Genomic DNA, 25,023 nt, shown 5'->3' on the forward strand with positions numbered 1-25,023 from the left:
TCCTACGACAAGAGCCGCTTTTTTTGTGCGCTGGTTCGAAGGCCGATTGTTCGTCAGTGTCCGCGCCTTACGCATAATCGGTCCAGGCTACGTCAATCGCAAGGGTTTACAGATTGGCGAGTATCAGGGTCGATACCTAAAGTATCCTCGCCCACCGTACAAGGTGCACGTACCGCCGACGCCCTCCCGCCTTGATCGGCGGTACGTGCACAGCCTCCAATCGATCCGACCTTATTATGCCCTCTACCAAGAAGCGCAAATCCAGTTCGTCCGTGCAAACACCGCTGGAAACCTACTTGCGCGAAATCAATGAGACAGCGCTACTAAACGCTGAAGAAGAAAAGGAACTGGCCATTCGTATTGGCGAAGGGGACGTGACAGCGCGCGACCGAATGGTTCGTGCCAATCTGCGTCTCGTGGTGAATATCGCCCGTGGCTACTCCGGCAAAGGCCTCAGTCTGCAAGACTTGATTGAAGAAGGCAACCTTGGTTTGCTGCGAGCCGTCGAAGGATTCGATCCTGCGATGGGTACTCGTTTCAGCACCTATGCCAGTTACTGGATCAAGCAGTCGATCAAACGAGCTTTGATCAACACCGGCAAGACGATCCGCATTCCCGCGTACATGGTAGAGCTGCTCTCGAAGTGGCGGCGCGCTACCGCGCGTCTCACCGAGGAGTTGGATCGCACGCCGACGCCGGAAGAGATCGCCCGCATTCTGGGTCTGCCCAAGAAGAAGTTGCCGATCATCAAGAAGGCGATCAAGATCTACAACGCGACTCCGCAAACGGATCAGGCGGAAGCGGGCTGGAGCCTCGGCGACCTAGTAATGGATGAGCGCCAACGAACTCCTGACGACACGCTGGTTGAGTCCGACAGCCTGCACCATGTGATGCAGATGCTCTCGTCGATGGACACCCGCGAAGCCACGGTGTTGAAGATGCGGTTTGGCCTAGAAGGTCACGAACCGAGAACCCTGAAGGAAATCGGTGAGCAGTTGGGGCTGACTCGCGAGCGAGTTCGCCAGATTGAAACCGAAGCACTCAAGAAGATGGCCGCAGGTTTGGAAGATCCTCGCGATCGCAAACTCCTGTTCGGAGCGGTTCGCAAGGACGACTGATAGCACCCAGCCCCTACTACTGCTTGCACTGGCGGCTGATCAGGGGTGGATTGCAGCCTATTTTCTTGACGTTCGGCTTTTTCGCTGCCTAGCATGGAGGATGTGAGTGAACTTTCCGACTTAGAAAGCATAGACAACATGAGTCGACTTTACGGGTGCATCATGCTAGCAGCAGTGGTGCTGACAGCAATCGAAGTTGATAATGTGCGCGGGCAAGCGCCCACTTATCAGCGGCACCGCGATCAGGCGACTCCGAGTCGAGCGGAACCTACCGGCAGGCAGTACGGCGGAGCGATGGATAGCCCCTATGCTGGCCGCAGAGGTTCCAACTACCAACGACACGGATATGCGGACTCACCGCCGCGTTACCGCGAACCACAAATGTCGGGAGGCTATTTTCAGCGTCCCTACCCTTATCACCTCGACTACTACCGAATGCGTTGGGGCGGCAGTTACGCTCCCTACTTTGGCAACCTCTATGGTCCACCCAATGTGATCCTGGGAGTTCCCAACTACTACTATGGCAACGGCGGCTATTACAGCCCGATGCCGGTCATGCCTTATGGGGCAACACCGGAACCGATGCCATAAACGAGACACCGAGCAGGAGGCTCGACCGTGAAACGACTCGTCACTTTTGCCGTACTGCTAGCGCTATCAACCAGCGTGCAAGCAGCACCGCCGCAATCGTTTTCGCCGCCGGCATACACAGCTCCGCCGATCGTCGCCCCGTATCCGCAGTACCCTGCGCAACCCATGCAGGTGCAGCCGACCCCTACGTTTCGTTGGGGATGGTTTGGCGCCGATTATTATCGCCCTGCGACGATCAAACAGCGTGATTACAACGGTGGGTACCGCCAATGGGGTTACCGCTGGTAAGCATGGCTATACCCGAACGCGTGACTACTTTCCGCGTTCGGTGAGTTGCTTGATCAGCTCGACTTCTTCCTGGCTGTAAGGCTTGCCATCGGAGTAGAACACCTCGTGGTGCCATGGCTTGGGCTCGCCCATGATTGGCATTTGCCAGGTCTGCCAGGGATAGTTGGTTTGCGTCTTGCCGGCAACCAATCCCCAGTTGTAAGCCCCCACGTTTTCACTCTTCATGATCGGTAGCGCCATGCGAAAGGTGCTGCCGTTGCCGCGGGCCATGTACTCGGTGCACATGATGGGTCGCCCGTAGGTCTTCAGAGCGTCGATGCGTCCGCGCAACGAATCTTCGTCGCCATAGTCGTGAAAAGTAATCACGTCGCTCAACTCCGCCGCTGCGGTATGGGTGAGATTCAACTTCTCCGAGTCATCCCAGGGACCACCTTGCCAGAAGCCGACCGTCAGAGGTTGGCTTGGTCCCACTTCGCGGGCCCAGGCAAATGTCTTGCGGACTAGTCGCTCTGCCCGCTCGTCTTTATTCGGTAGCTCTAACGGTCCATAGCTGCTAGCGTTGGTATTGCATGGCTCGTTGAACAAGTCCCAAATCAACACCCGCTTGTCGTTGGCGTATCGCTTTACCACTGCTTTCACGTAGGGCTCAAGGGCATCTTGCCGCTCGTCGTTCGACAGGATGTAGCGACCGGGACTCTGCAGCCATCCGCTGTTATGCACCCCAGGACGAGGGCGGCGCTGTGGCCCGGCTTGCGAATCGGGATCCCAGACTCCGTCGAAAATCACCACCATCGACCGAATGCCATGGCGGTCGGCAATCTCGAGAAACTTGTCGACCCGCTTGAAGAATCCATCAGGGTCTTCCTTCCAAGCGACATCGTGCAGGAAGACACGCACTGTGTTGAAGCCAATGTCGCTCGCCCAGCCGAGTTCTATGTCGATGGTCTCGGGGTCGAAGGTGTCGGCCTGCCACATCTCGAGCTGATTGATGGCCGTTGCTGGTGCGTAGTTGCAGCCGACCATCCAGGGTAGCTCGTCGTACCACTCGTTGGCCTTTTCCGCCGACCATTGCTCGGCCGCAGAAACACTAGAACCACCAAAGCTACCAACTAGTGCGACCAAAGCAGCACAACACGACAACAAGCTGACCATTCGACTCATAGGAACCTCGCAATCAAGAAAAGGGTGCGAAGTCCAGAATAATCGAGACCCTGCCGGAATGCTACCGGAGGAAGCCAATGCTGAAGCTGAAGACCTGCGTATCGTCGAAATCGGCCTTGGCCACCGGGAAAGCGAAATCCAACGCAATCGGTGCCGGGCCCATTGCGGGTACTGTAATCCGGAATCCGAAACCAGGGCTCACCCGGAAGTCGTTGATCTCGACTTTAGGTTCCACGGTACCGAAATCGCAGAACACGACGCCGTGGAACATGTCGTCGGCAGTGATCGGGAACATGTATTCCACCGAGTTCAACCATAGGAACTCACCACCCACGATTACCCCATTCGAGACCGGCGAAGCTCCTCGGAAGTCGAAACCACGCATCGTCGAAAAACCACCGGCAAAGTATTGATCGTAAAGCGGTGTGTTGCTTCCCGAGTAGTCGACCTGACTGGTCAAACTCACCACGTGACGGCCCGAGTGGTCGGCCCGCTCATGCACCAGGAAGTACTTCTTCGCATCGAATCCGATACGAGGATAGTCGTAGGTGCCAATCACTTGCTCGCCATAGAACTCCAGGCGATGACCTTGCGTCGCGAGGAACGTGCTATCGCGGGTGTCGTTCACCACCGCGGCTTTGAACCCATGCAGCACGTTGTCGCCTAGCACTTCGGCGAGTTGAGGCTCGGCCGAGTTCGAGGGATTGCTAATGTTGACGCTCTCGCCGCGGTAGGTGAATACCGTGGAGACATCGCTTTGCACCCACTGGTAACCAAGCGAGATCTTGCCGCCCAAGCGGCCTTCATCCCAGTCTTCGTACCGACGATCGTAGTAAGAACCAGAAAGTCCCAGACTGATAGGAGTTCCCATCAAGAAGGGTTCCTGGAAATTCACAAGGTAGCGATTTACTTGCGAGCCAGGAGCTGCCTCGATACGCAGCCGCTGACCACCACCGCGCCAGGCAGTGCCGTTCACGACGTCTTGCCAGCTACGTGGAGGTCGCCGCCAGTCGAAGTTGCGTTCGTCTAACAAGATCTGTCCAACAACACCAGCGTCGGAGTTGATACCTACGCCGAGCATGAAACGACCAGTCTGGGTTTCTTCGAGATCCAGAAACACATCAACGGTAGGATCTAGACTCGTCGGCAGACCATTGGTGCCAGGCACGATCAAATCGTCCTGAGGATAGGGGGTAATGGGACTGACATTCGTCGGGGGAACTGGAGGAGGTCCAAACGGTCCCTGCTCGTTGTACTGCACCTGATTCACTTGGTTCGCACCAGCAGGCACCGCACTCGGCCCGGTCGCTTGTACCACTTGCCCCCCCACTCCAGCTGGCATCAATTCCGAAGCCGAGCGAGGCTCCGGAGTACTACCGCTGGCCCATCCCACCGTTATGGGATCGGGGGACTGCCCCCGTATGACAGTGTCCTGCAAAGAGGGCACCGTGGGAGCCTGATGGTATGGACTGGAAGTTTTAAAGTTCAACCCACTGTAAGCTTTGTTTCGAATACCGGAATCGCTAGCTGTCGAACCAACGGGCGTTTTATGTACCGTATACACCGATGGTTTCACTGCAGTAACTTCCGGTTCCGTCGAATCTCCATCGAAATACAAGTGCACGTCCATATTGCTACCAGGCGTACCAGGAATGCTGGGACGCTCCACCATGTAGGTGCCCGGCTTTCCTTGCACGGGTACTACTGGATCAGCAGGTTCAGGCGCAGGATTCTGCCCCCGATACACAGGATCGTCGCTGGCAAGCATTTCGTCTTCTACTTCCGGAATGCGGAAGGAAATCGACGGGAAAACGTTTCGGGAAGGGTCAGCCAAGAACAGGCTACTCGCCTGCAACCGGCGTTCGCTCGCATGGATTTCGCGAATATCCATGATCTCCCCCGGTTTGATCGACAAACGATTGAGGGCAGTACTGATACGAGTATGGGGATTCTCGCCGCCGATGTGAACGAAGATTCGTCCGACGCGGTAACGCTCCCCTTCGTCGATCGTGTAGACCAAATCAACCTGACCAGGCTCGTCGAGGTAGCGTACGTCGGCCTTCACGTCAGTAAACACATAGCCTCGGCTGCCATAGAGTTCCTTGAGCCATTCGACGTCGCCAGTTAGCTTGGCTTGTTCGTACTGGTTGGTGTCTTGCAGCTTCAGGCCTGCTTTCAGATCCGTCGTCGCAAAAAGCTCGTTGCCGAGAATGCGAACTTGCCGCACCGACGATTGCGGTCCTTCGTTGATAATCCAACGAATGGTGACTCTGCTATCGTCGTCGCTCCATTCCAGGATGGGACTGACACGCGCCTGGAAGAAACCAAACTGGCGATAGTAGTTCGTCAGACGGTTTTGATCCGATTCGAGACTCTTCGGATCGATGTACCCTTTGAACAAACCAAACAGCATTCCGGGTTTGGTTTGAATCTTGGTCTTCAAGCGGCCATCGCTGGCAAACTGATTGCCTTCGAACTTAACCGCCCCGACCTTCTGCTGGGGTCCTTCGTTGATATCGAACACAATCGCCCGATCGCCAGACTGATCTCCCTCTACCACGCGCACCTGCACGCGATTAAAGCCATTTTCTTTGTAGAGCTGTTCGATTCGGCTACGGGCTTCTTCCACCTGATAGGGACTCAAGGCTCCCCCAACATTCAGCCCTGTTTCCTTCAGCAGCTTCTTGTCCTTGATGCTGTTGTTACCCAGGAATTCGATGTACCGAACCGTGGGACGTTCGACGACCTTAAAAATGACGACGACACCATCGTTGCTTTGGTCGGTATAGGTTTCCACGTTCACAAACCAAGGGAGCGTAAACAGTCGCTTCACGTCAGCTTGTACCAACAGTGGATCGTAGGGACGACCGATACGAGTCTTGAGTTCTTTAAGCACCGTAGGGGCAGGTACCGAGCGGGCTCCTTCGATACGAATATCAGCAACCACCTGATTAGTGGCGGTTATCGAAGGCCCTGCTCCTTCTGCAGGTTTTTCATCTTTACCAAATAGGCTTCCGGCAAGTTGGCCAGCACTCATCCCAGCCTGCGCGCGGACCACCGAATTCGGCAGGCACAGCGTAGCGAGTAACGCCAACCAACAGAGGTGGCGAGGGATGCTTCGATTGTCTGGTAAGTGTTTTGCGTATTCAGCGTGCATTCGACGAGGCTCTTTTTCAGAAGAGGTTCGCTAGGACCAGGCAGCCACAATCCGTTGCGCATCTGCCGGCCAAACCCTACGGGGCGGGCAAGGGATACTACAATCGCCCGAACCTGACAAGACAGATTCGCCGCGAACCGCATGCAAGATGTTTCACTGCGGACACACGAATGGCCCACCCCGCCCTGTTTTCTCGTGTTTTTCCGTTCCAGAGACCCTCTCGACAGCACTACCAGCAGACGGACATCTAGCCTGGTGTGAGCATCTCGAGGGTAGGCGCTTAGTGCAATCATTGGCTGCGAACAAAAGAGGAAAACGGACTCTCCGAGGCCACTTTCTGCTGGAAATTGGCCACTGACAGTGTTCTAATGAACAGGCAACTAAGGCTGTCAGCTTTCCGCTATCGGCCATTGGCTTCGTTGATGATTGGAGGTGATTGGGATGTGATACCTGCGATGAACTCGAACTCTTAGCGACACGCAGGCGAAGGGATGCTTGCGTGGGCGCAGGCTGCTGCGCGGTCGTCAAAGCCGTAGGCTCCAAGCTTTGAGCTGCAGGCGAGATTCTTCAGTCTCTGGCAGCTCTCCCAAAATGCCCCCCATCTACCCCTTGTCCCCTGACCCCTCACTCCTGAATCCTCCCTAGAATAGTTTCCCACCCATGGGAATCTATTTTGGGCAACTATCGCGGAGGTGTTGATGTAACCTGTTTACTACAAACGACTTACGATCGCCAGGCATCGCGAAAATAGATTCCCACTCGATGCGTTTTCGGAAATGGGAATCTATTCGAGGCCGAAAACCACTGGTTTTGTAGTGTGCACGCAGATTCAATTTTCCCATCGGTGGGTAAATTGGGAATCTATTCGTAAGCGGTGGGAATCTATCCCACCTGGAGTGGGAAAACTGGCCCCTACGGGTACCTGCACAACTGGGTAAATCAGGGAGCAGCAGGGAAGAAGAAATCAAAGATGATGACTAACGCCGAGTTACGTTCCATTTATTCTCGTGATGCCTGTACTCTTGCCTACCAGTGGCAAACCTGCGAAAGTCGAGTGATAGCAATACTGACCTTGGGGGCCGGGTTTCCGAGCACCGAATACTGATACCACCGAATAAGTAACTGTGTTCATGTTTTCTCGACCCCGAATACCGGGAGCCAAGCCTCCTCGCTTTCAAGGCTTCCTACGTGGAATCCGCCGACTTTGGAGTTCGCTCAAGAACACCGAAGTCTTTGTCGGCTCGTTCGCGCTACTGATCGTGCTAGGCACCATCGGACTGAAAGTACTACCAGGCATCTATAAAGAGGCTCCTCTGGGGTGGACCGACGCGGCCTTCACCGCAACCAGTGCTGTGTGCGTCACGGGGTTGATCGTTGTCGACACGGCGACGTACTTCACGTTTCAGGGCCAACTGTTCTTGCTGCTGCTTATTCAGTTGGGTGGCATCGGCATGATGAGCTTGGCGACGCTGGTCATCATGGCGCTGGGAGGAAGGCCGTCGCTTCGCTCCGAGGCGGCAGCCACGGTCATCAATCCGGGACTCTCTGAGATCACCCCTCGCAAGCTAGTACTAGCAGTCATTCGCTTTACGTTCGCTTTCGAAAGCATCGGCGCGCTACTGCTCTATATCTTGTGGGTTCCCAAAATGGGCTGGCGCGAGGCCATCTGGCCTGCCATCTTTCATTCGGTCAGTGCATTCTGCAACGCTGGCTTCTCGACCTATAGCGACTCGCTGGTACAGTTCAGCGAATCGCCCGCAACGCTGCTCGTGATCTCGTGCTTGATCATTAGCGGTGGACTCGGTTTTGTTGTGATGGAAGAACTGATTCGCTACTTTCAAAAGCCAAAGCACAAACGACGCACGCTCTCACTCCACACCAAGCTGGTACTCTGGAGTACGATGCTGTTGATTTTCGTCGGCGCCAGTTTGTTCCTGCTATTCGAGTGGAACGAAGGCCTTAACAAGCTTTCGGTGACCGATCGAATCGTCAATGCGTTGTTCCTGAGCATCACTCCGCGTACTGCCGGATTTAACACGGTTGATTACGCGTCGATGACCACCAGCACGAACTTTCTCACGATCTTATTAATGACCGTCGGCGGGGCCCCTGGATCCACGGCCGGCGGTTTTAAAGTCACCTCGCTCGCAATTCTCGTGCTGCTGGCTTCGTCCCGGCTTCGCGCTCGACAGTCGGTTACGTTCGCTGAGCGTTCGATTCCCGACGAAACCGTTCAGCGGGCAGTCGGCCTGCTTGTGGTCGGAGGTGGCATCATCGTATTTGGTATTTTCCTGTTAGCGGGCATCGGCGATTTGTTTGGACAACACGAACTGTTTCTCGTGGAAGCATTCGAGGTCGTGAGTGCCTTTAACACGGTTGGCCTTTCGATGGGAGCAACATCCCATCTATCCGTTCAAGCGTGCTGGGTAGTCATCTTCCTCATGTTCATTGGTCGCGTTGGCCCCTTGTCGCTGGCAGCGGTACTGCAGGTTCGATTCGCCCAACGAGGCACCTTCCGCTACGCCCACGAGGATGTCATCGTTGGCTAGAGATACTCAAAGCTTCGCCATTCGCCCTGCTCAATCTGTTTTGTAAGAGATGGATAGGTTTAACTCATGAAACGCTTCTTGGTCATCGGACTTGGAAATTTTGGCACCACGGTCGCTCTCAGCCTGGCTGAGAATGGGCATGAAGTGATTGCGGTTGATCAAGATGGAGTGCTCGTAGACCGCGTTGGTCAGGTAGTCGCGAGGGCGGTGGTGGGCGACGCCACTGATATCGAAACGCTCAAGCGACTAGGGGCCGAAGGTTCCGACGCGGCAGTCGTTTCGACTGGCGACGACATCACCGCTAGTGTGCTCACGTCGATGGCCTTGCTCGACATGAAGATCACTAAGATCTGCGTAAAGGTGGTTTCGCAGCAACATGCTCGAGTGATGGAGCGATTGGGCGTGCATCAAACCATTTTCCCCGAACATGACACCGCGATCGAACTCGCCGCGCAGCTCACCAAGTCGGGACTCCTGAACTACGACAAGTTGGGAGCCGATTTCGGGATTCAGGAAATGAGCGTGCCAGATGCCTGGGTTGGCAAAACCATTCGCGAGCTAAATGTAAGACAGAAGTATTCGCTTACCATTGTCGCGTTACACGATTGCCTTACCGGCGAAACGCACCCTTCGCCAGATCCCGATCATCGGCTGACCGATTCGGAAACGCTATTCGTCGCGGGCAGCGACAACTCGCTCGATCACGTTGCTCAGATCAAGTAACGGATCCGCGAAACAGAGAGCAGCGAATCTAAAATTCGTCTCCACCACCACCGCCGCCGAAGCTGGCGAATTCTTCGTGTGGCTCCGGAGCCGCATTGGTGAAGCGTGTGAAGTCGTGCAACCAGGTCAGCTTCACGTCGCCTGTCGGACCATTACGCTGCTTGCGAATCAACAGATCGGCTTCACCACGCACGCGCGCCCGATCTTCTTCGTTGGTTTGATAGTATTCTTCACGATGCACAAACATCACGATGTCGGCATCCTGCTCGATGGCTCCCGACTCACGCAAATGGCTCAACTGTGGTTTATTGTCGCGGGTCGATTCGACCTGACGGTTGAGCTGTGCAAGGCACAACACTGGCACCGAAAGTTCACGTGCCAAGCCCTTGAGTCGGCGAGCGATCTTCGACACCTGTTCCTGACGAGGGTCGCTCGAGTTATCGGGCTCGATCAGCTGTAAGTAGTCGATCACCACCAGCGATAATCCATGCCGACGCTTCAAGCGTCGTCCCGCAGCGGCGATTTCGGTCATCGTACGACCAGGCGTGTCGTCGATGTACAGCGGGGCCGAGCTAATCTCGTTCGCGGTGCGAATGAGCAACTGACTCTCTTCTTTGCTGATATGACCGTTACGCAAGCGGTGACCATTCACACGAGCCCGCGAACAAAGCAGACGATCGCCAAGTTCGAGCTTCGACATTTCGAGGCTGACGAACAGCGTGGGTGCCTGACAATCGATGGCGGCGTGTTCGGTGATGTTCATCGCCAGGGCTGTTTTACCCATACTCGGGCGAGCGGCCAAAATGATCAACTCGTTCGCCCGCAGACCGCCCGACATTTCGTCGAAATCTTCGAACCCGGTTTCGACACCGCCGGCAGTGTGGTCACTCCGCATCCGAGCGTCGAGTCGGGCGAGCGACTCCTGCAGCACCTCGCGAATCGAGGTCACCTGCGAGTTGCCCTTCTCTTCCAGGATGGAGAACACACGTTCTTCCGCCCGGCTCAGCATTTGTCGCGAGTCGATCGTTGGATCGTAGGAGTCGCGGATGATGTCGGTGCTCGCTTGGATGAGCGCCCGCAGGGTGGCCTTCTCCTGCACTTTCTGAGCGTAGAACTCCGCGTGGGCGGCCGTGGGGACCGATTCGCCTAGCTCAGCGATGTACGCGGCTCCACCGATGCGTTCGTAATCGCCTGCGTCGCGGAGGTGCTGCACCAACAGCATCGGATCGATCTGCTTGCCGCTATCATGCATCTCGATCAAGTGATGATAGATGCACGCATGCGAATCGTCGTAGAAGTCGTCGGGGCGAAGAATCAGCGCGACTTCGTCGAACTTCTCCGGCAGCAGCAGCAAGCTGCCCAGCACGCCCCGCTCGGCATCCACTGCCTGAGGCATCTGGCGCTCTAGCAGCCCTTCGGCGCTATCGACGCGGTGCTTTCCCTTACGTGACTTCTTATGATCGACATCAGAACGGTCGTGGTCGGCCATCGCGCACTCCTTTTTGCGTAACAAGACATAACGACCGCGCAGTGCAATACACTACGCACAAGCAAATGCTTGGTATTCCGCACTCTGATGCCGAGCCAGCGACTATCGCAAGTTGCACACCGAGGCTTTCACGTGCCCGATCTGTTTCCTGCGACTCTCAAACGTGATCCGAAACCGCAGTTTCGGAGACGCTTTAGTCGTCGACGCCAACGCTGGGAACCACCCACACCTTGACTTCGCCTTCGACTTCCGAAGACAGGCGAATCTTCACGGTGTACAGGCCGAGTTCCTTCAACACACCATCCAGACGGATTTGATCGGCGTTGAGGTGCACGTCGTTCTTCTTGAGAGCAGCCAGGATCTCGACTGCACCGACGCTACCATAGAGATGCCCGTCTTCGGTAGCGTTTGCCTCGATGGTAACGCTTTGCTTCGAAATCTCGGCAGCGTAGCTGCGAAGTTCCGCCTGACGGGCCAGTTCGATTTGTTGCAGCTTGGCCTTGTGCTTGTCGACCATCCGCTTGTGATGATCGGTGGCAATCGTGGCCAGTCCCTGTGGAATCAGGTAGTTCAGCGCGTAACCACGCTTCACTTCTACCACTTCGCCTTGCTTGCCAAGGTCGGCAACCGACTGAATCAGCAGCAACTGGACTCCGCCGTGCTCACCGCGAGGAAGACGCTTGAAACCCTTGTTTTTGTGCTTGGCTTTGGTTTGCATGGCTGACGTGGTAGCTAAAGTTAGTAATGATTCGGAAAGATTATAATCGGAAACAGCGGCTGTCCTCAGCCATGGCCATTAGAACGGAATTTCGTCGTCCGGTGGCATGCTGGGAGCGCTAGAGTAATCGTCGTAGCTGTCGTGGCTGGCAGGTTGTTGCCGATGGGGAGCGTTGCCGGAGCTTCGACCGCCTCCGCCTCCTCCGCCACCGCCGCCGGCTCCACCACCGCTAAGCATCTGCATCTTTTCGCCGATGATTTTGACTTTCGAACGCTTCTGACCGTCCTTTTCCCAGGTATCGTACTTCAGGCGGCCTTCGATCAGCACCGATGAGCCCTTGCTCAAGTACTGATTGACCACTTCCGCAGTACGACCCCACAGGGTGACGTCGAAGAAATTCACCTCATCGACCCACTGGTCGTTGCGCTTTACACGCTCGTTGACCGCCATCCCGATTTCCGCGACCGCAGTTCCACTGGGAATGTAGCGCAACTCGGGATCGCGGGTCAGATTGCCGACCAGAATCACTCGGTTGAAGCTAGCCATGATGAAACCTTACGTTTGAAATCCTTGCTTGCCGAAAACTGTACATACGTACCGACAAGCCGCAGTCTATCGTGTCGCTGGTCCGGCTGCAAGCAGAACCATCCATTGTCGCCTTATTCGGCCGAAGCAGCCACTGGCTCGTCGGCAGTCTCCTCGGCTTCTTCTTCGACTTCCTGAGGAACACCCGCGGCGTGGGCCAAAATCGGCTCGACCAGGCTGGGATGAATCTTGATCACCAACTGGCGAAGCACTCCGTCGTGGATCTCGCACTTGCGATTGAGAACCGAGATCGCCGAGGTAGGCGAGCGGAAGTAAGTCAGCCAGTAGGTGCCTTTGCGTTGGCCATTGATGGGATACGCCAAACGACGCTCTTCCCACAGGCGGCTCACCAGAACTTCGCCACCTTCGCTGGTGATCATCTCCGCCACTTCACCCGGCAGGGCTTCCTGATCGCGAGCAAAACGATTGGAATCGAAAATGAACAGGCCTTCGTAAACTTGCGTTTGCAATTTAAGGTCTCCAGGGCAGCGATGCTGTATAGGTGGTAATAGGTTACGTGCTAGTTGAACCGGTTCATCGCCGAGCCGATTCCGTCAGTTAGCCAACACTCCACGGCGTCGGCGGCTCGACGCACGGACTGGTCAGCAAGCTGCTGCTCATCGCGGCTAAACTTGCCTAGCACAAAATCCACTGTGCTCCACCGTTCGGGGACCGGCCCAATACCTATTCGCAACCGAGGAACTTCTTGAGTGCCTACCTGCTGGATTATGTTATTGAGCCCGTTTTGCCCGCCTGCAGACCCTTTGGGTTTAAGACGGAGCGTTCCGAGCGGTATGTTAAAATCATCGCAGGCGACCAGTAAATCGTCGGCAGTGAGCTTATAAAAGTCCATCACCAAACGAACTGCAACGCCTGAAAGGTTCATGAAGGTTTGCGGGGCCACCAGCAACACTTTTTCGCCGGAGTAATTTGCTTCGGCAATGAGCGACTGGTGTTTCTCGCGGACCGGGTCGGCAAACCAGCGTTTGGCCAGCTCGCCGATCAGGTCGAAACCTACATTATGTCTCGTATCGTCGTATTTTTTCCCGGGATTGCCGAGCCCCACGACTAGTTTCATCGTTGCCGGCCAACCTCAGGTCACTGTGTATCTACCCAACCAACCGCTTCAAGCAACCAAATACTATTCGCTGTCGGCTTCTTCGCCCTTGTCTCCAACCAATTCGGGCTCGGCACCGGATGCCGCAGCATCCTCTTCTTCGTCGGCGTCGGCCGCTGCAGGAGCAACGCAGTTCAGGATCACTCGCTCAGCGGCGGTCACCAACTTCGACCCTTCGGGCAGGTCGAAGATCGCATCGGCCGTTACCGTATCACCCAAATTCACTCCGGCCAAATCGACATGAAGCTTTTCAGGAATCGCGGCTGGAGTAACCTCAATTTCCACCGAGTGGTTCACCCAGGTGATAATGCCACCTTCAACTTCGCCAGGGGCTTCTCCCTTGGCTTCCACAGGAATTTCAACGGTCACCAATTCACCGGCATCGACACGCAGCAAATCCACGTGGAGCACATAGCGACCGAAGGTATCCCACTGCATGTCATGCAGAATGGCCTGCCCGCTTTCGTCGCCGGTGAGCTGTACCAGCTTTGCACCGTGACGCAAGGTGGCCGACAGTTGATCGTAGGGGACCGACAAATGAACCGAGGGTTCGTTGTGCCCATACAACACCAAAGGGCATTTGCCATCGCGACGCAAAGCGTAGCTGGAACGCGACCCGGTGGTTTCTCGCTTCTTAACGGTAAGTGTTTCGCTCATCGTCGGTTTATTCTCATGGAGGAGGCCGCCTGCCAAAGGTCGGTGGAAAGGTACCGATCAGGCACGGCCTCATGGGATTGGCAGAATCCCTTATTTTGCGAGTTTCCGTCCGGATTTCAAGCGGTCCCTCGGCAGAATTCTCGGATCATTTTGGGCCGGATAGGTAAGCTGCCTGCATTGCCGGGCGGGGGGATAGCCCCGTGAAACCCGGGTAAACCGCAGGGTTTACCGAAATAGCTTACTTACCGACTCGTTTCGGTGGATCGCTTTAATCGCATCCCCCACCAGGTGATCGACCGGCAACCGAATAATCTGGGGAAGCCGATCCGTGATCTCGGACCCGAGCGGAATGGAGTTCGTGCAGACCAAACTGGTGATATCTGCCTGCTCCAAGCGATCGAGCGCGGGGCCACAGAACACCGGATGGGTAACACCTACGTGAATTTCCTTCGCACCAAAATCCCGAATCACCTTGGCTGCCCCACAGATGGAGCCAGCGGTAGAGATCATGTCGTCGAACATCAAGGCGACTTTGCCCTCGACCGAGCCCCCCAGTAGGTTCGCCTGCACGGTGGTTTGGGCGCTGGTGCGACGCTTATCGATAATGGCCACTTCACCGCCCAGGCGTTTTGAGTGCCCCAGTGCTCGTTTAATGCTTCCTTCGTCGGGACTCACAATCACGATATTGTCGAGATCGATACCCGACTCGATAAAGTGCTGATTCAGCACTGGAGCTGCATATAAGTGGTCGACCGGAACGTCGAAGAAACCTTGAATCTGTGCGGCGTGCAGATCCATGGTCAGCACGCGATCGGCTCCCGCGCGGGTAATGATGTTTGCGACCAGCTTCGCGGTAATCGGCACCCGGCCTTCGTCCTTGCGATCCTGGCGAGCGTAGCCGTAGTAAGGAATCACGGCCGTAATGCGCTCGGCACTCGCCCGCAGGCAACTGTCGATCATGATCAACAGTTCCATCAGGTTTTCGTTGACCGGCGGACAGGTCGGCTGAATCAGGAACACATCGCGGCCGCGAATGTCCTCATCGACCTTGCAGGAGATTTCGCCATCGGGAAACCGCCCCAGCGAGATCTTGCCCAGCGGTACGCCGAGGTACTTGGCAATCTGCTCGCTAAGTTCGCGATTTGCCGAGCCACTAAAGAGTTTGATGTCCTGCATCACTTGTTGCCCTTGAAACACCCGCTCGTGCTAGCGGATTCGGTGAACGAGGGGCACGCATCCACCGCGGCCCAGGGCAACATATTTTGCCAGGATTCGTGCCCATTTGATAGCCGGGGCGTTGCGATTTCGCCGCGGGCAACACAACAAATTGTCATGCTGGATGGCGGTTGCCAACGGGAATTCACTGCGCGGCTTCGCCCATAATCGAAACGAATCGCGATGCCCGCCATCCGATTTTATCTGCCACGATTATCCAGCGACTATTCGCCCTCGAGCAGCCGCTCGGCATCTTCGTCGCTAAGGTTTTCGATTTCGGCGAGCATCGCTTCGAGTTCAGCATCGTCGACTGGCGCTGCTGCTTCGTCAGTCGCCTGTTCGGCCGCTGGCTCTTGCTGGCCGATCGATTGCTCGGCCAGGTACCGCGAGAGCGCTGCAGGAGTCGGGTAGTTCCAGGCCACGATCGGTGGCAATGGCACGCCGAACTCTTCTTCCAGCTCGTGGCTCAATTCCACGGCGGTCAGTGAGTCGACCCCGAACTCAGCAAACGGCTTGTCGCGATGCATTTCGGCTGGATCCAGCCCAATGCGGTCTACCAGCCACTCTTCCAGCCAGGCTTCGATCCTCTCGGCGGTTTGCTCCACGCCGAATACATCGCCCGCCAAAAGAGTTCCATTCGTCCCCGAACCGTTTTTGCCCGGTCGTTTTGCTTTGCCGTTGGTCGCGGGGCGCGCTGATTGTTTCCATTCGTGAACAACACGTAATTTCGCCTCCATGTACTGGTCGCGTGTGAGCGACCGTTGCACTTTTCCACTCGAGGTCACCGGCAACGACGACTGACGAATTAGCACAATGGCGTAACAGTCGAGTTCGTGTTGGTCGGCGATTGCCTGCCGAATGGCGCTAACCACTTTGGGGTACTCTGCTTTGCTTAGCTGTCGATCAATCTGATTGACAACCACGAGTCGCTCTTCGTCGCCGACGGTGATGCTAAACGCAGCACCCGGCATCAATGCTTCGTGAGCCGCTTCGGCCGTGGTTTCGATATCCTGCGGATAGTGATTACGGCCACGAATAATAATGACGTCCTTTAAACGCCCGGTGACGAACAATTCGCCTTCGTAAAAGAACCCCAGGTCGCCGGTGCTGAGGAACTCGCCTTCGACGCCGCGAACTCGGGTGTGGAAGTTACGATTGATCTCTTCGGCGCGGCCGAAGTAGCCCTGGGCGACACTTGGACCTTGCAGCAACACTTCGCCGACGACCCCTTCGGGGCAGACCGATCCGGTCAGCGGGTGCACGATTTCCACGCGGTGCTCGGCCGGCGCGGTGCCCGAGCCAACCAGCTCTTGTGCGTGCTGGCTACTGCCATTCACCACGACTTGCACGTTACCTGCAGCCAGCGATTCGCGATCGACCCGCAAAACGGTTGGCTCTCGGCGATGCTCACTGCCAGCAGCAAGCAAGGTATTTTCGGCCAAACCATAGCAGGGATAGAACGCATCGGGGCGGAACTTGCTTACCGCAAAGGCCGAAGTGAACTGCCGCACGGTCTCGGCCCGAATCGGCTCGGCTCCACAGAAAGCAAGCTGCCAGGCCGAGAAATCGAGCTTCGCCCGTTCTTCCTCGGTGGTTCGTTTTACGCAGTATTCGTAGGCAAAGTTGGGAGCACCACTAATAGTCGCCCCGTACTTGTCGATTGCTTCGAGCCAACGCAGCGGCTTCTGCAGGAACGACGCGGGAGCCATCAGCACACTGCGTCCACCGACAAACAAAGGAGTCAGGATGCCGCCGATCAATCCCATATCATGGTAGGCAGGCAGCCAGAAGACTCCGGTAGCGATGTCGCGGCCAGTGTGATCGACCTCGATTCCAAACGACTGGCGAATCGCCTCGAGGTTGGCAAGCAAGTTGCCATGCGAGACCATTACCCCCTTGGGGTCGCTGGTCGAGCCGGACGTATATTGCAGGAAGGCCAATTGCTCGCTGTCGAGTCCTGGCGAGGTCCAGTTCTCAGCTTCGCTGCTGGGGACTTCGTCGGTCGCGAGCCACCGCATCGAGGCCACGGCCTCGTCTTGCTGCGACATATCAACCGTGTCGAGCGTTTGGCTGGTGGTAAGGGCGACCAAGGCTCCGCTATCGCGGGCGATGCTCGCCATCCGCGGCAACGGCCGGCGGGGCTTCGGGTACGTGGCCGGCACGGCGACCACCCCAGCGTACAGGCAGCCAAAGAAGGCGGTGATGAATTCGAGTCCCGCGGGATAGATCAGCAGTGCGCGATCTCCCGGTTCGAGTTCGGTACGCAAGTTGGCAGCAATCGCTTTGGCGCGAATATCGAGCTCGCGGAAGCTAATGCTAACTTCGCCTTCCTGATCGTCGAGGAAAACGTATGCGGTTCGCTCTCCAAAGCGGGCCGCCTGCTGGCGAAGCAGGTCCACCATGGAGTCGAGTACTTGAGCACGTTGCAGAATCACAGAGGCCATTGTTACTCGTTCTGGGGTCGCAGAGCTAAGGCGTTGGGAGGAAGGTAAGGCACCCTCAGCCTAGCGACTGAGCGATGGGAAATAGCAACAAGCCAATAGTTCGACTCATCGCACGGTATCGGCTTTCGGGTTACCAGTGTTGCAGGTTCCAGTGCCGCGCCGTTTTAAGTGGTGCGTCCCGCAGGACAGGACCTAGTCAGTGCCATCCGACCTTGTGCCCTCCCACGTACACGCGGTTCGGCAGAGTCCATTCCTACGCGATCCCCCTTCCTGGGCAAGTTTTCTATTTTATGTGCCAATTTGCCGCGACGTAAGACCCTTGCAAAATACTTGTAGACCTAAAACGCGCTAAAATCATTCTGTTCCGCACCCTCGGCGCTACCCCGCAGCAATGCACCTAACTAGTTACTATGAAGCAGGTTACAATAAGTCCTTGCTCTCTCGAGCGATCGTCGAATCAACACCTTCAGAGGCAAACTCCCTGCTCACTACCTATTACGCTTGGGATGTCTATCTGTTACAGGTGAGATAGAAATTGATTACTGAGCACAAAGCTATCGCGTGACACTTCATCCATTACTCCCTGAATCGATACGCCTGGACGCCCCCCGGCGGTTGTTTTGCTTCCCTCATGCTGGTGGTGGTGCGGCCGTTTTCTATCGCTGGCAACGCTACCTGCCGGAGGATGTTGCGCTCGTGCCGATGCGGATGCCTGGCCGCGAGGATCGGCTCGCCGCGCCGGTGTACGACGAGCTCTCGCACTTGGCAGACGAGATTACTGAAGCCATTTCCGCGCTCCCCCCTGCTCCGCACCTGTTTGTCGGTCACAGTCTGGGAGGATACGTGGCGTTCGAGGTAACCCGCCGGCTGGTGGATCGCCAACTCCCCTTACCCCACAAACTGATTGTCGCCGCCTGCGGCGCACCGCGCGGCACCAAGCCGAAGTCGCCGATCGGCCAGCTGCCGGATCAGGATTTCATCGACGAAGTCTCGAATCGGTACGACGGCATCCCGGCTGCGGTTCGCGAGTCGCCCGAATTAATGGCCATGGTGCTGCCGCCGCTGCGGGCTGATATTCAGATGATCGAGACCTACGAATACATCGCCGGCGAACCGCTGCCGGTCGACATCCTTGCGCTCGGCGGTACCAACGACCCCGGCGTAGCGGTCCATCGCCTAAACGCCTGGCGGGAGCTGACCAGCCGCCACTTTGCCATGCGTTTGATGCCTGGCGGACATTTCTTCCTGCACCCCGCCCCGCGGCGCGAAGCGACGTCGAAGGCGGTTCCGCCAGCGATTGCGATGGTTCTCGCCGCGTTGCCAGAGCTGGGGGACCAGTAACCATGCAGTGTCCCTCCCTGCTCGAAGCAGAGACTGTCGACTGGCAGCAAGCTCCCTGCTCGCTGGCCAGCGACGAGCTGCACGTCTGGAGCTGGGATACCAACCAGTTTGCTGCGACGAACGAATGCCTCTCGTGGCTCGATGCTGCCGAGCAGCAATGGCACAACCAGCTTGCTACTACTGCTTTGAAGCAACGCTACGCTGGCGCTCACCTGGGGATGCGACGCGTTCTCGCGAGTTACCTGCAAGTCGCTCCGCAGCAGGTTGCTTACCACATTTCGCAGCTAGGCAAACCGTCGCTCCCGGGAAGCGAGCTGCACTTCAATCTCAGCCATACCAGCAGCCAAGTGCTGCTCGCCGTGTCGAAGTCGAACGTAGGGATCGATTGCGAACAGCTCCGCGAAGTCACCACGCGCGACTCACTCGCAAGCAAACACTTCACCACGGAAGAGCTCGCTGCGTATCACCAGTCGCCCGCTACCGAAGCGGTACGTTACTTCTTTCAGACATGGACTCGCAAAGAGGCGATCGTCAAGCTGACCGGCTTGGGACTCACTGCGCGAGTCGAACAACTCAACACCCAAGCGGGCGAGCAGTCGGTCAATACCGTCGCGATTCCTCCGACTTGGAACACCAGTCACTCGGCAGTCGTGCTGATGGATCTTACGAGCCCCTCGCATCTAGCAGCTTCGCTCGCAGTCGAACAGCAACCAGCTCAAGTTCGCTGCTATCGCATGACCGACCTCGGCTAGGCGACGAGATACCGTCACCTGAACGAGTGAGGGCCTAATCAATAAAAGGGTGCCATGGCCTCGCAGCCATGGCACCCTTTGTCGTTTACTTAGCTAATTGCTTGGCAATTAGACAGCGGCTTCCACGTTGGGGCCAGCTGCTTTGATTTCGTCCGAAGCACCTTCTTCGAACTTCTTGAAGTTCGTCACGAACAAGCTAGCGAGCTTGCCAGCGGTCTTCTCGAAGGCTTCCTTGTCGGCCCAAGTGTTCTTGGGGACCAGGATCTCGCTCGGCACATTCGCACACTCGGTGGGTACTTCCACGCCGAACACCGGATCGGTGGCGGTGGGAGCATCGACCAGCGTACCATCGTGAATCGCATCGATGATCGCCCGAGTGTACTTCAGGCTCATGCGTTCGCCGGTTCCGTAGGCACCGCCGCTCCAGCCGGTGTTCACCAACCAAGCAGTAGCGCCGTAGCTTCGCATCTTTTCGGCCAACAGCTCGGCGTACTTCGAAGGATGCCATACCAGGAACGGTGCACCGAAGCAGGCACTGAACGTCGCTTCGGGCTCGGTCACGCCGACTTCGGTTCCAGCCACCTTAGCCGTGTAACCACTAATGAAGTGGTACATCGCCTGCTCGGGGGTCAGCTTGCTGACCGGTGGCAGTACACCGAACGCGTCGCAGGTCAAGAACACGATGTTCTTGGGATGACCACCGATGCAAGGGATCTTGGCGTTGGGAATGTGCTCGATGGGATAGCTCGCCCGAGTGTTCTCGGTAAGCGACACATCGTCATAGTCCACTTCGCGAGTCTCGGGATCGACGATCACGTTTTCCAACACGGTACCGAACTTGATAGCACCGTAAATCTCCGGCTCTTTCTCGGCCGACAGATTGATGGTCTTTGCGTAGCAACCACCTTCGATGTTCGACACACCGGTTTCCGACCAGCAGTGTTCGTCGTCGCCGATCAGGGCGCGATTCACGTCTGCCGAGAGCGTGGTTTTACCTGTACCCGACAGACCGAAGAACAGCGACACGTCGCCTTTTGGGCCTTCGTTGGCCGAGCAGTGCATCGACAGGATGCCCTTCTTCGGCATCAGGTAGTTCATGATGGTGAACACACCCTTCTTCATCTCGCCTGCGTATTGCGAACCGAGAATCACGAACTCGCCAGCGGCAAAGTTCAAGGCTACGCTCGTGGTGTTTTCGACACCTTCGACCGATGGATCGGCTTCGGTGCAACCAGCGTTGAACACCACGTAGTCAGGTTCGCCGTACGATTCTAGCTGTTCCTTCGTGGGACGGATCAGCATGTTATGCATGAACAAAGCGTGATAGCTTCGCGAGCAAATGACACGAACTTTGATTTGGTTTTCTGGTTCCCAACCGGCATAGCCATCGAGAACAAATAGTTGATCACAGGTGTTCAGGTAATCGATCGCCATCTTGCGATTCTTACCAAACGAGTCCTCAGTAAACGGGATATTTACGTTGCCCCACCATACGTCGTTATCGCTGGAGGCTTCTTTGACAACCCGCTTATCTTTCGGGCTGCGGCCCTTCTTCGCGCCAGAGTTGGCGTTAATAGCTCCACTGCTTGTTAACTGTTCGCCGTCAGTTTCGACGCCCAGTTCGCACAGTTCCGCTGGCGAAAGATTACGGAGGACCTTCTTGACTGTTATTCCATAAACAGACAGGTCGACAGGAACATTCATGGCAGTTCTCGGATCCGATCGTGGCTAAAGTAGAAATGGAAAAGCTGAATTACTTGGCAGCCTACCGAAGCAATAAGCGTGCCACAACCCAGCAAAAAATGAACTGCATGTTTGATCGCTGTTTCGTGCGATTACGCACTGAACAACCAAAGCCACGCGCGCACTATCGCACACAAAAGTGTGCCAACGTGCGTCAGTTCGCTCGCACAGCCGACAGCTCAACCACTTAAAAGCGGGCAAGATGGATAAGCTATCACCTCCGTGGCTTACGGCTGCGCGGGTTCCTCTTCGGCTGGGCGGGGATCGTAGCCGGTATCCACTAATAGATACCCCGCCCATAGGAATGGGTGCTCTGCGGTCGGCACCTCGCTGGTTGCATCGGCTCGCTTGTATCGCGGCTCCTGATCGGGATCCAAATTGGTCCGTCGCGCCAGCGCGACACTTCGCCGCCAAGCTTCGTCGGCGGTCGTGTGCGGTAGCTCTAACACTAACTCACGCAGCAGGTCACGTTGGGTCTTGCCGCTGGTTTGCCAGCGACTCAGCATCACGGTCTTCGCCCCGCTGGCGAGCAGCGTGCAACTGGCGTGGAACATCTCCGGCCCGGGCACTACAGCTTCGGCATTGCGCGAGCGACTTCGCGCCTTGAGGCCCGATTCGGCGACGGTTCGCATGCCGCCCAGGATGATGCGTTCGCACCCTGGCAGTGGCAACTCGGTCCAGGTTCCCAAGGTCCCGCGCGATGTCGGCCGATCGAGCGGCATCGGCGTGAACGCATAGGGTTCGCTGGGGTCGATTTCCGCAGTGGCGAGCACCACCAGTTCTTCGGCCATGCTGGCGATCAGCGGCGTGGGAGTCGTTACCGGGGCGTTGAGCACCACCGAACCAGTGACGGTGCTGGCAATCTCTTCGGCTGCCTGTTGCGGCAAGAAGTCGGTCGCTCCTGCGCCGATTTCGGCCGCCACGATCGAAGTGCGAATCGGCCGCATCGGCTTGGCGTTCGGCATTGCGTAGCCGAGGGTCGGCGCGTATCGCACTGGAGTACGGTCGATCACAAAGTCCTTGTTGCCACCGATCGTAGGCATCAACGCTTCGATCGGCGCGTGCCAGAGCACCCCGTCGGGAATCACGATCAGCTCTTTGGTGTTCGTCAGGTTGATCCGCGACTCCTCGAACAACAGGTCGCCGTACTGCATGGCCATCGGCTTCCACAGTTCAAGCGACAGGTCTTCGGTCGTCAGCGTTCGGCTTTGCGTAAAGTTGCCCATCGCTCGCAGCATGTCGCCGGTGGCTTCGGCCATCACTTCCGCATCCGGCAATCGCCAAAGGTGGTAGTCTTTGTCGAGCAGCACAAACCCAAACACCGCGTTGCCCGCTTGATGGAACACCATCACGGTTTGCCCCTTATCGAGCTTCTGCTGCAGGGCAGCCGCATTCATGCGAGGCGGAACCATCATGTCGGTCGCATCGCGTCGCATCGCCAGGCGACGGATGAGTGCCTCGCGCTGCTCGGCGTTGCTCGCCAGGCGCTTGAGCAGGTTGTACTGGTTGTTGTCCATCTTGCCCGAGTCGTCGGCCATCGGCTTCGCGTCGATCTCGGCGCGAATCTCCGCCGCTTGCTCCACCAGCTTGCTGTAATCGGGAGCACGCAGCAGCAGGTCGCGCCGCTCGACCGCCGCTTCAGGCGACAGCAACACGGGGTCGCTTTCCAGCAAGTGACGAATCGCCAGCAGTCGACCGCCGATGCCTTGGGCGAGCCAGAACCGCCGTCGCTTCGCCAAGTCGGCAATGTCGATCGCATCGGTCACTTGCTCTCGGTCGAGCGCCGACAGCAACCACCGATTCATCGCTCCCTCGTAGGGGGTCGTCAAGTTCGTAAGCGTTTCCAGTGGACTGTACGCCCAATCCGCAGCCAGCGGCTCTCGCAGCAAGATTGCGTACAAGTCGACCGCTTCACGCGTCGGCAACCGGCCGCTATCCACGCGACCAGTCGTGAGCCCGATCTGGAAGTTCCGCAGCGATTGGGCGCGATTCTGCACGATGGCTTCAGCAATCGCCTTATCGCCTAGCTTCGCATTGTTCTCTTCGTAAGCGATGAAGGCCTCGACGTATCGCCGCCAGGGACCAAGTCGTCCCGCCTTTAAGTCGCGTCGCCGAGTGCTAATGGCTCCCAGCTTCGCCAACGAAGTGCGAGAATCGCCGGAGGAGACAAGCTGCTCGGCCTCGCCGATCAAACAGGTTGCCGCCAGGTGATCGAAGTTCTTGCGAGTCGCCCACTGAGCAGCAACGTCGAGCTGTGCCAAGGCACCTTCGCCGCCACCGGCGATGAAGGCCCGATGCATCAGTTCGAACGATGCACCGAGCAGATCGTAGTCTTCGTAGGCGTAGGCCGCGTAGCTTGCCTCGGTCGCCAGGTTCAGCGCCGCCTGGGCGTTACCCGACTCCAGGGCGATGGTCGCTTGCCCCAGCAATGCGGCCGCGGTGAGGTCGTGATCGTAGCGACCATCAATCAACGCGGCTCGCGAAAAGTGAGCGAGCGCTTGCTGCGACTCACCAATGCCCTGCTGAGCAGTCGCCAGCAGCAGTTCACTCCAAACGCCCGACCAGTGATTCCGCTGGGTCGTGTCGCCTCGTGCGAGGGTGTCGACCAGGCTCTTGCTCATGCGATCGGTCTTGCCGAGCGGCCCGAGAATCTCGTTTCGCCGGCGAATCGCCAGGGCGGTTGCACGCACCACCTCGACGACGTCGACCCGCCACATCTGCTGGCTCTGAATCGTGCCGCCTTGCTGCAGCCGCTGCTCGGTAATCATCTCTCCCTGCTGGATCAGCATGGTATCGGGCAGCTGCCCGTAGGTGACCTGACGTTGCGGGCGCCCCCACGGGGCGATGCGCCGCACGGGGTTCGCATCGGGGCGAATCGCTTGGCGGAAGTCGACCGATAGCAGCCACTTTGGGTAGCTCAAATACAGTTCGCAGGCCGCATCGAACTCCACCAGGGCCTGGCTCGTGTTGCCCATCTGGTAATAGGTTTCGCCGAGCATGGTTTGATAGCAGATCGAATCGATCCAACGCGTCAGACCGATGCGGATACCGCCGCGGACTTCGCCCTGGAAATCCTTCAATGCCCCACGATAATCCCCCTCGTAGAGCTCCTCGATCGCCATGTAGTAGCCCTGCGTCGGCGTCGTGCTGCCGAGCTGAGCCAGCGCTGGCTGGTGGAGCCCGGCCACAACCAGCAGCGAAGCCCATGCCAGCATTGCAGTCAACGAGCGAGAATCAAAAGGCTGTGCAAGCATAGCAATTAGGGGGTAAAGGGATCGACGGACAGACGTTGCCGTATTCTACCATTCGTAGCCAAGGTGGGCGATTTATCCCGCAATTCTGCAGAATTTCCAGCTCGCGGTAATTACCTATCTT

19 protein-coding genes are annotated in these 25,023 nt (G+C 57.1%); 7 read left to right on the forward strand and 12 right to left on the reverse strand.

The window, feature by feature from the left end:
* Nucleotides 1–236 precede the first annotated feature (236 nt).
* The 3 genes from Pan181_RS19000 (at nucleotide 237) to Pan181_RS19010 (ending at nucleotide 1,997) form a co-directional block, all read left to right on the forward strand.
* Nucleotides 237–1,118: a sigma-70 family RNA polymerase sigma factor gene (locus tag Pan181_RS19000; RefSeq protein WP_145249103.1), complete on the forward strand. Its 882-nt coding sequence runs from the start codon at nucleotides 237–239 to the stop codon at nucleotides 1,116–1,118.
* 138 nt (nucleotides 1,119–1,256) lie between these two features.
* Nucleotides 1,257–1,709: a hypothetical protein gene (locus Pan181_RS19005; RefSeq protein ID WP_145249105.1), complete on the forward strand. Its 453-nt coding sequence runs from the start codon at nucleotides 1,257–1,259 to the stop codon at nucleotides 1,707–1,709.
* Nucleotides 1,710–1,736: 27 nt separating this feature from the next.
* A complete protein-coding gene (locus tag Pan181_RS19010; protein ID WP_145249107.1) occupies nucleotides 1,737–1,997 on the forward strand; it encodes a hypothetical protein in 261 nt (86 codons plus the stop codon).
* A 24-nt stretch (nucleotides 1,998–2,021) separates the two neighbouring features.
* On the opposite strand, the gene Pan181_RS19015 is transcribed toward Pan181_RS19010, so the two are convergent.
* Entirely contained in the window at nucleotides 2,022–3,158 is a 1,137-nt protein-coding gene (locus Pan181_RS19015; protein ID WP_197528513.1) for a cellulase family glycosylhydrolase, read from the reverse strand.
* Nucleotides 3,159–3,219: 61 nt separating this feature from the next.
* On the reverse strand, nucleotides 3,220–6,105 hold the full coding sequence (locus tag Pan181_RS19020; RefSeq protein WP_231943644.1) for a BamA/OMP85 family outer membrane protein: 2,886 nt from the start codon (nucleotides 6,103–6,105) through the stop codon (nucleotides 3,220–3,222).
* Between the two features lie 1,340 nt (nucleotides 6,106–7,445).
* Between Pan181_RS19020 and Pan181_RS19025 the strand changes: the two genes are divergently transcribed.
* Both Pan181_RS19025 and Pan181_RS19030 read left to right on the forward strand, forming a co-directional pair.
* A complete protein-coding gene (locus tag Pan181_RS19025; RefSeq protein ID WP_145249110.1) occupies nucleotides 7,446–8,864 on the forward strand; it encodes a TrkH family potassium uptake protein in 1,419 nt (472 codons plus the stop codon).
* A gap of 66 nt (nucleotides 8,865–8,930) precedes the next feature.
* A complete protein-coding gene (locus tag Pan181_RS19030; protein WP_145249112.1) occupies nucleotides 8,931–9,587 on the forward strand; it encodes a potassium channel family protein in 657 nt (218 codons plus the stop codon).
* Between the two features lie 28 nt (nucleotides 9,588–9,615).
* Here Pan181_RS19030 and dnaB read toward each other — a convergent pair whose 3' ends face one another.
* From dnaB to Pan181_RS19070, 8 genes are all read right to left on the reverse strand, one after another.
* On the reverse strand, nucleotides 9,616–11,076 hold the full coding sequence (dnaB, locus tag Pan181_RS19035; protein ID WP_145249114.1) for a replicative DNA helicase: 1,461 nt from the start codon (nucleotides 11,074–11,076) through the stop codon (nucleotides 9,616–9,618).
* Between the two features lie 193 nt (nucleotides 11,077–11,269).
* A complete protein-coding gene (rplI, locus tag Pan181_RS19040; RefSeq protein ID WP_145249116.1) occupies nucleotides 11,270–11,794 on the reverse strand; it encodes a 50S ribosomal protein L9 in 525 nt (174 codons plus the stop codon).
* Nucleotides 11,795–11,872: 78 nt separating this feature from the next.
* Nucleotides 11,873–12,340, reverse strand: coding sequence for a single-stranded DNA-binding protein (locus tag Pan181_RS19045; protein ID WP_145249117.1), 468 nt, complete (start codon nucleotides 12,338–12,340; stop codon nucleotides 11,873–11,875).
* A 113-nt stretch (nucleotides 12,341–12,453) separates the two neighbouring features.
* Nucleotides 12,454–12,849 (reverse strand): 30S ribosomal protein S6, encoded by a 396-nt coding sequence (rpsF, locus tag Pan181_RS19050; RefSeq protein WP_145249119.1) that lies wholly within the window; start codon nucleotides 12,847–12,849, stop codon nucleotides 12,454–12,456.
* Nucleotides 12,850–12,899: 50 nt separating this feature from the next.
* Nucleotides 12,900–13,457 (reverse strand): aminoacyl-tRNA hydrolase, encoded by a 558-nt coding sequence (gene pth / locus Pan181_RS19055; protein WP_145249121.1) that lies wholly within the window; start codon nucleotides 13,455–13,457, stop codon nucleotides 12,900–12,902.
* A 63-nt stretch (nucleotides 13,458–13,520) separates the two neighbouring features.
* A complete protein-coding gene (locus Pan181_RS19060) occupies nucleotides 13,521–14,153 on the reverse strand; it encodes a 50S ribosomal protein L25 (protein ID WP_145249123.1) in 633 nt (210 codons plus the stop codon).
* A gap of 225 nt (nucleotides 14,154–14,378) precedes the next feature.
* Nucleotides 14,379–15,329 (reverse strand): ribose-phosphate diphosphokinase, encoded by a 951-nt coding sequence (locus tag Pan181_RS19065; protein WP_145249125.1) that lies wholly within the window; start codon nucleotides 15,327–15,329, stop codon nucleotides 14,379–14,381.
* A gap of 263 nt (nucleotides 15,330–15,592) precedes the next feature.
* Nucleotides 15,593–17,812, reverse strand: a complete 2,220-nt coding sequence (locus Pan181_RS19070; protein WP_145249127.1) for an AMP-binding protein — start codon at nucleotides 17,810–17,812, stop codon at nucleotides 15,593–15,595.
* A 561-nt stretch (nucleotides 17,813–18,373) separates the two neighbouring features.
* On the opposite strand from Pan181_RS19070, the gene Pan181_RS19075 reads away from it, so the two are divergent.
* Complete coding sequence (locus Pan181_RS19075) at nucleotides 18,374–19,153, forward strand: thioesterase II family protein (protein WP_145249129.1); 780 nt, start codon at nucleotides 18,374–18,376, stop codon at nucleotides 19,151–19,153.
* A 2-nt stretch (nucleotides 19,154–19,155) separates the two neighbouring features.
* Nucleotides 19,156–19,905 (forward strand): 4'-phosphopantetheinyl transferase family protein, encoded by a 750-nt coding sequence (locus Pan181_RS19080; protein ID WP_145249131.1) that lies wholly within the window; start codon nucleotides 19,156–19,158, stop codon nucleotides 19,903–19,905.
* 108 nt (nucleotides 19,906–20,013) lie between these two features.
* On the opposite strand, the gene pckA is transcribed toward Pan181_RS19080, so the two are convergent.
* Together pckA and Pan181_RS19090 are read right to left on the reverse strand one after the other, a co-directional pair.
* Nucleotides 20,014–21,609 (reverse strand): phosphoenolpyruvate carboxykinase (ATP), encoded by a 1,596-nt coding sequence (gene pckA / locus Pan181_RS19085; protein ID WP_145249133.1) that lies wholly within the window; start codon nucleotides 21,607–21,609, stop codon nucleotides 20,014–20,016.
* Nucleotides 21,610–21,875: 266 nt separating this feature from the next.
* Nucleotides 21,876–24,902: a CHAT domain-containing protein gene (locus Pan181_RS19090; RefSeq protein ID WP_145249135.1), complete on the reverse strand. Its 3,027-nt coding sequence runs from the start codon at nucleotides 24,900–24,902 to the stop codon at nucleotides 21,876–21,878.
* Nucleotides 24,903–25,023: the final 121 nt, after the last annotated feature.

The sequence above is a fragment of the Aeoliella mucimassa genome (assembly GCF_007748035.1).
GTDB classification, from domain to species: domain Bacteria; phylum Planctomycetota; class Planctomycetia; order Pirellulales; family Lacipirellulaceae; genus Aeoliella; species Aeoliella mucimassa.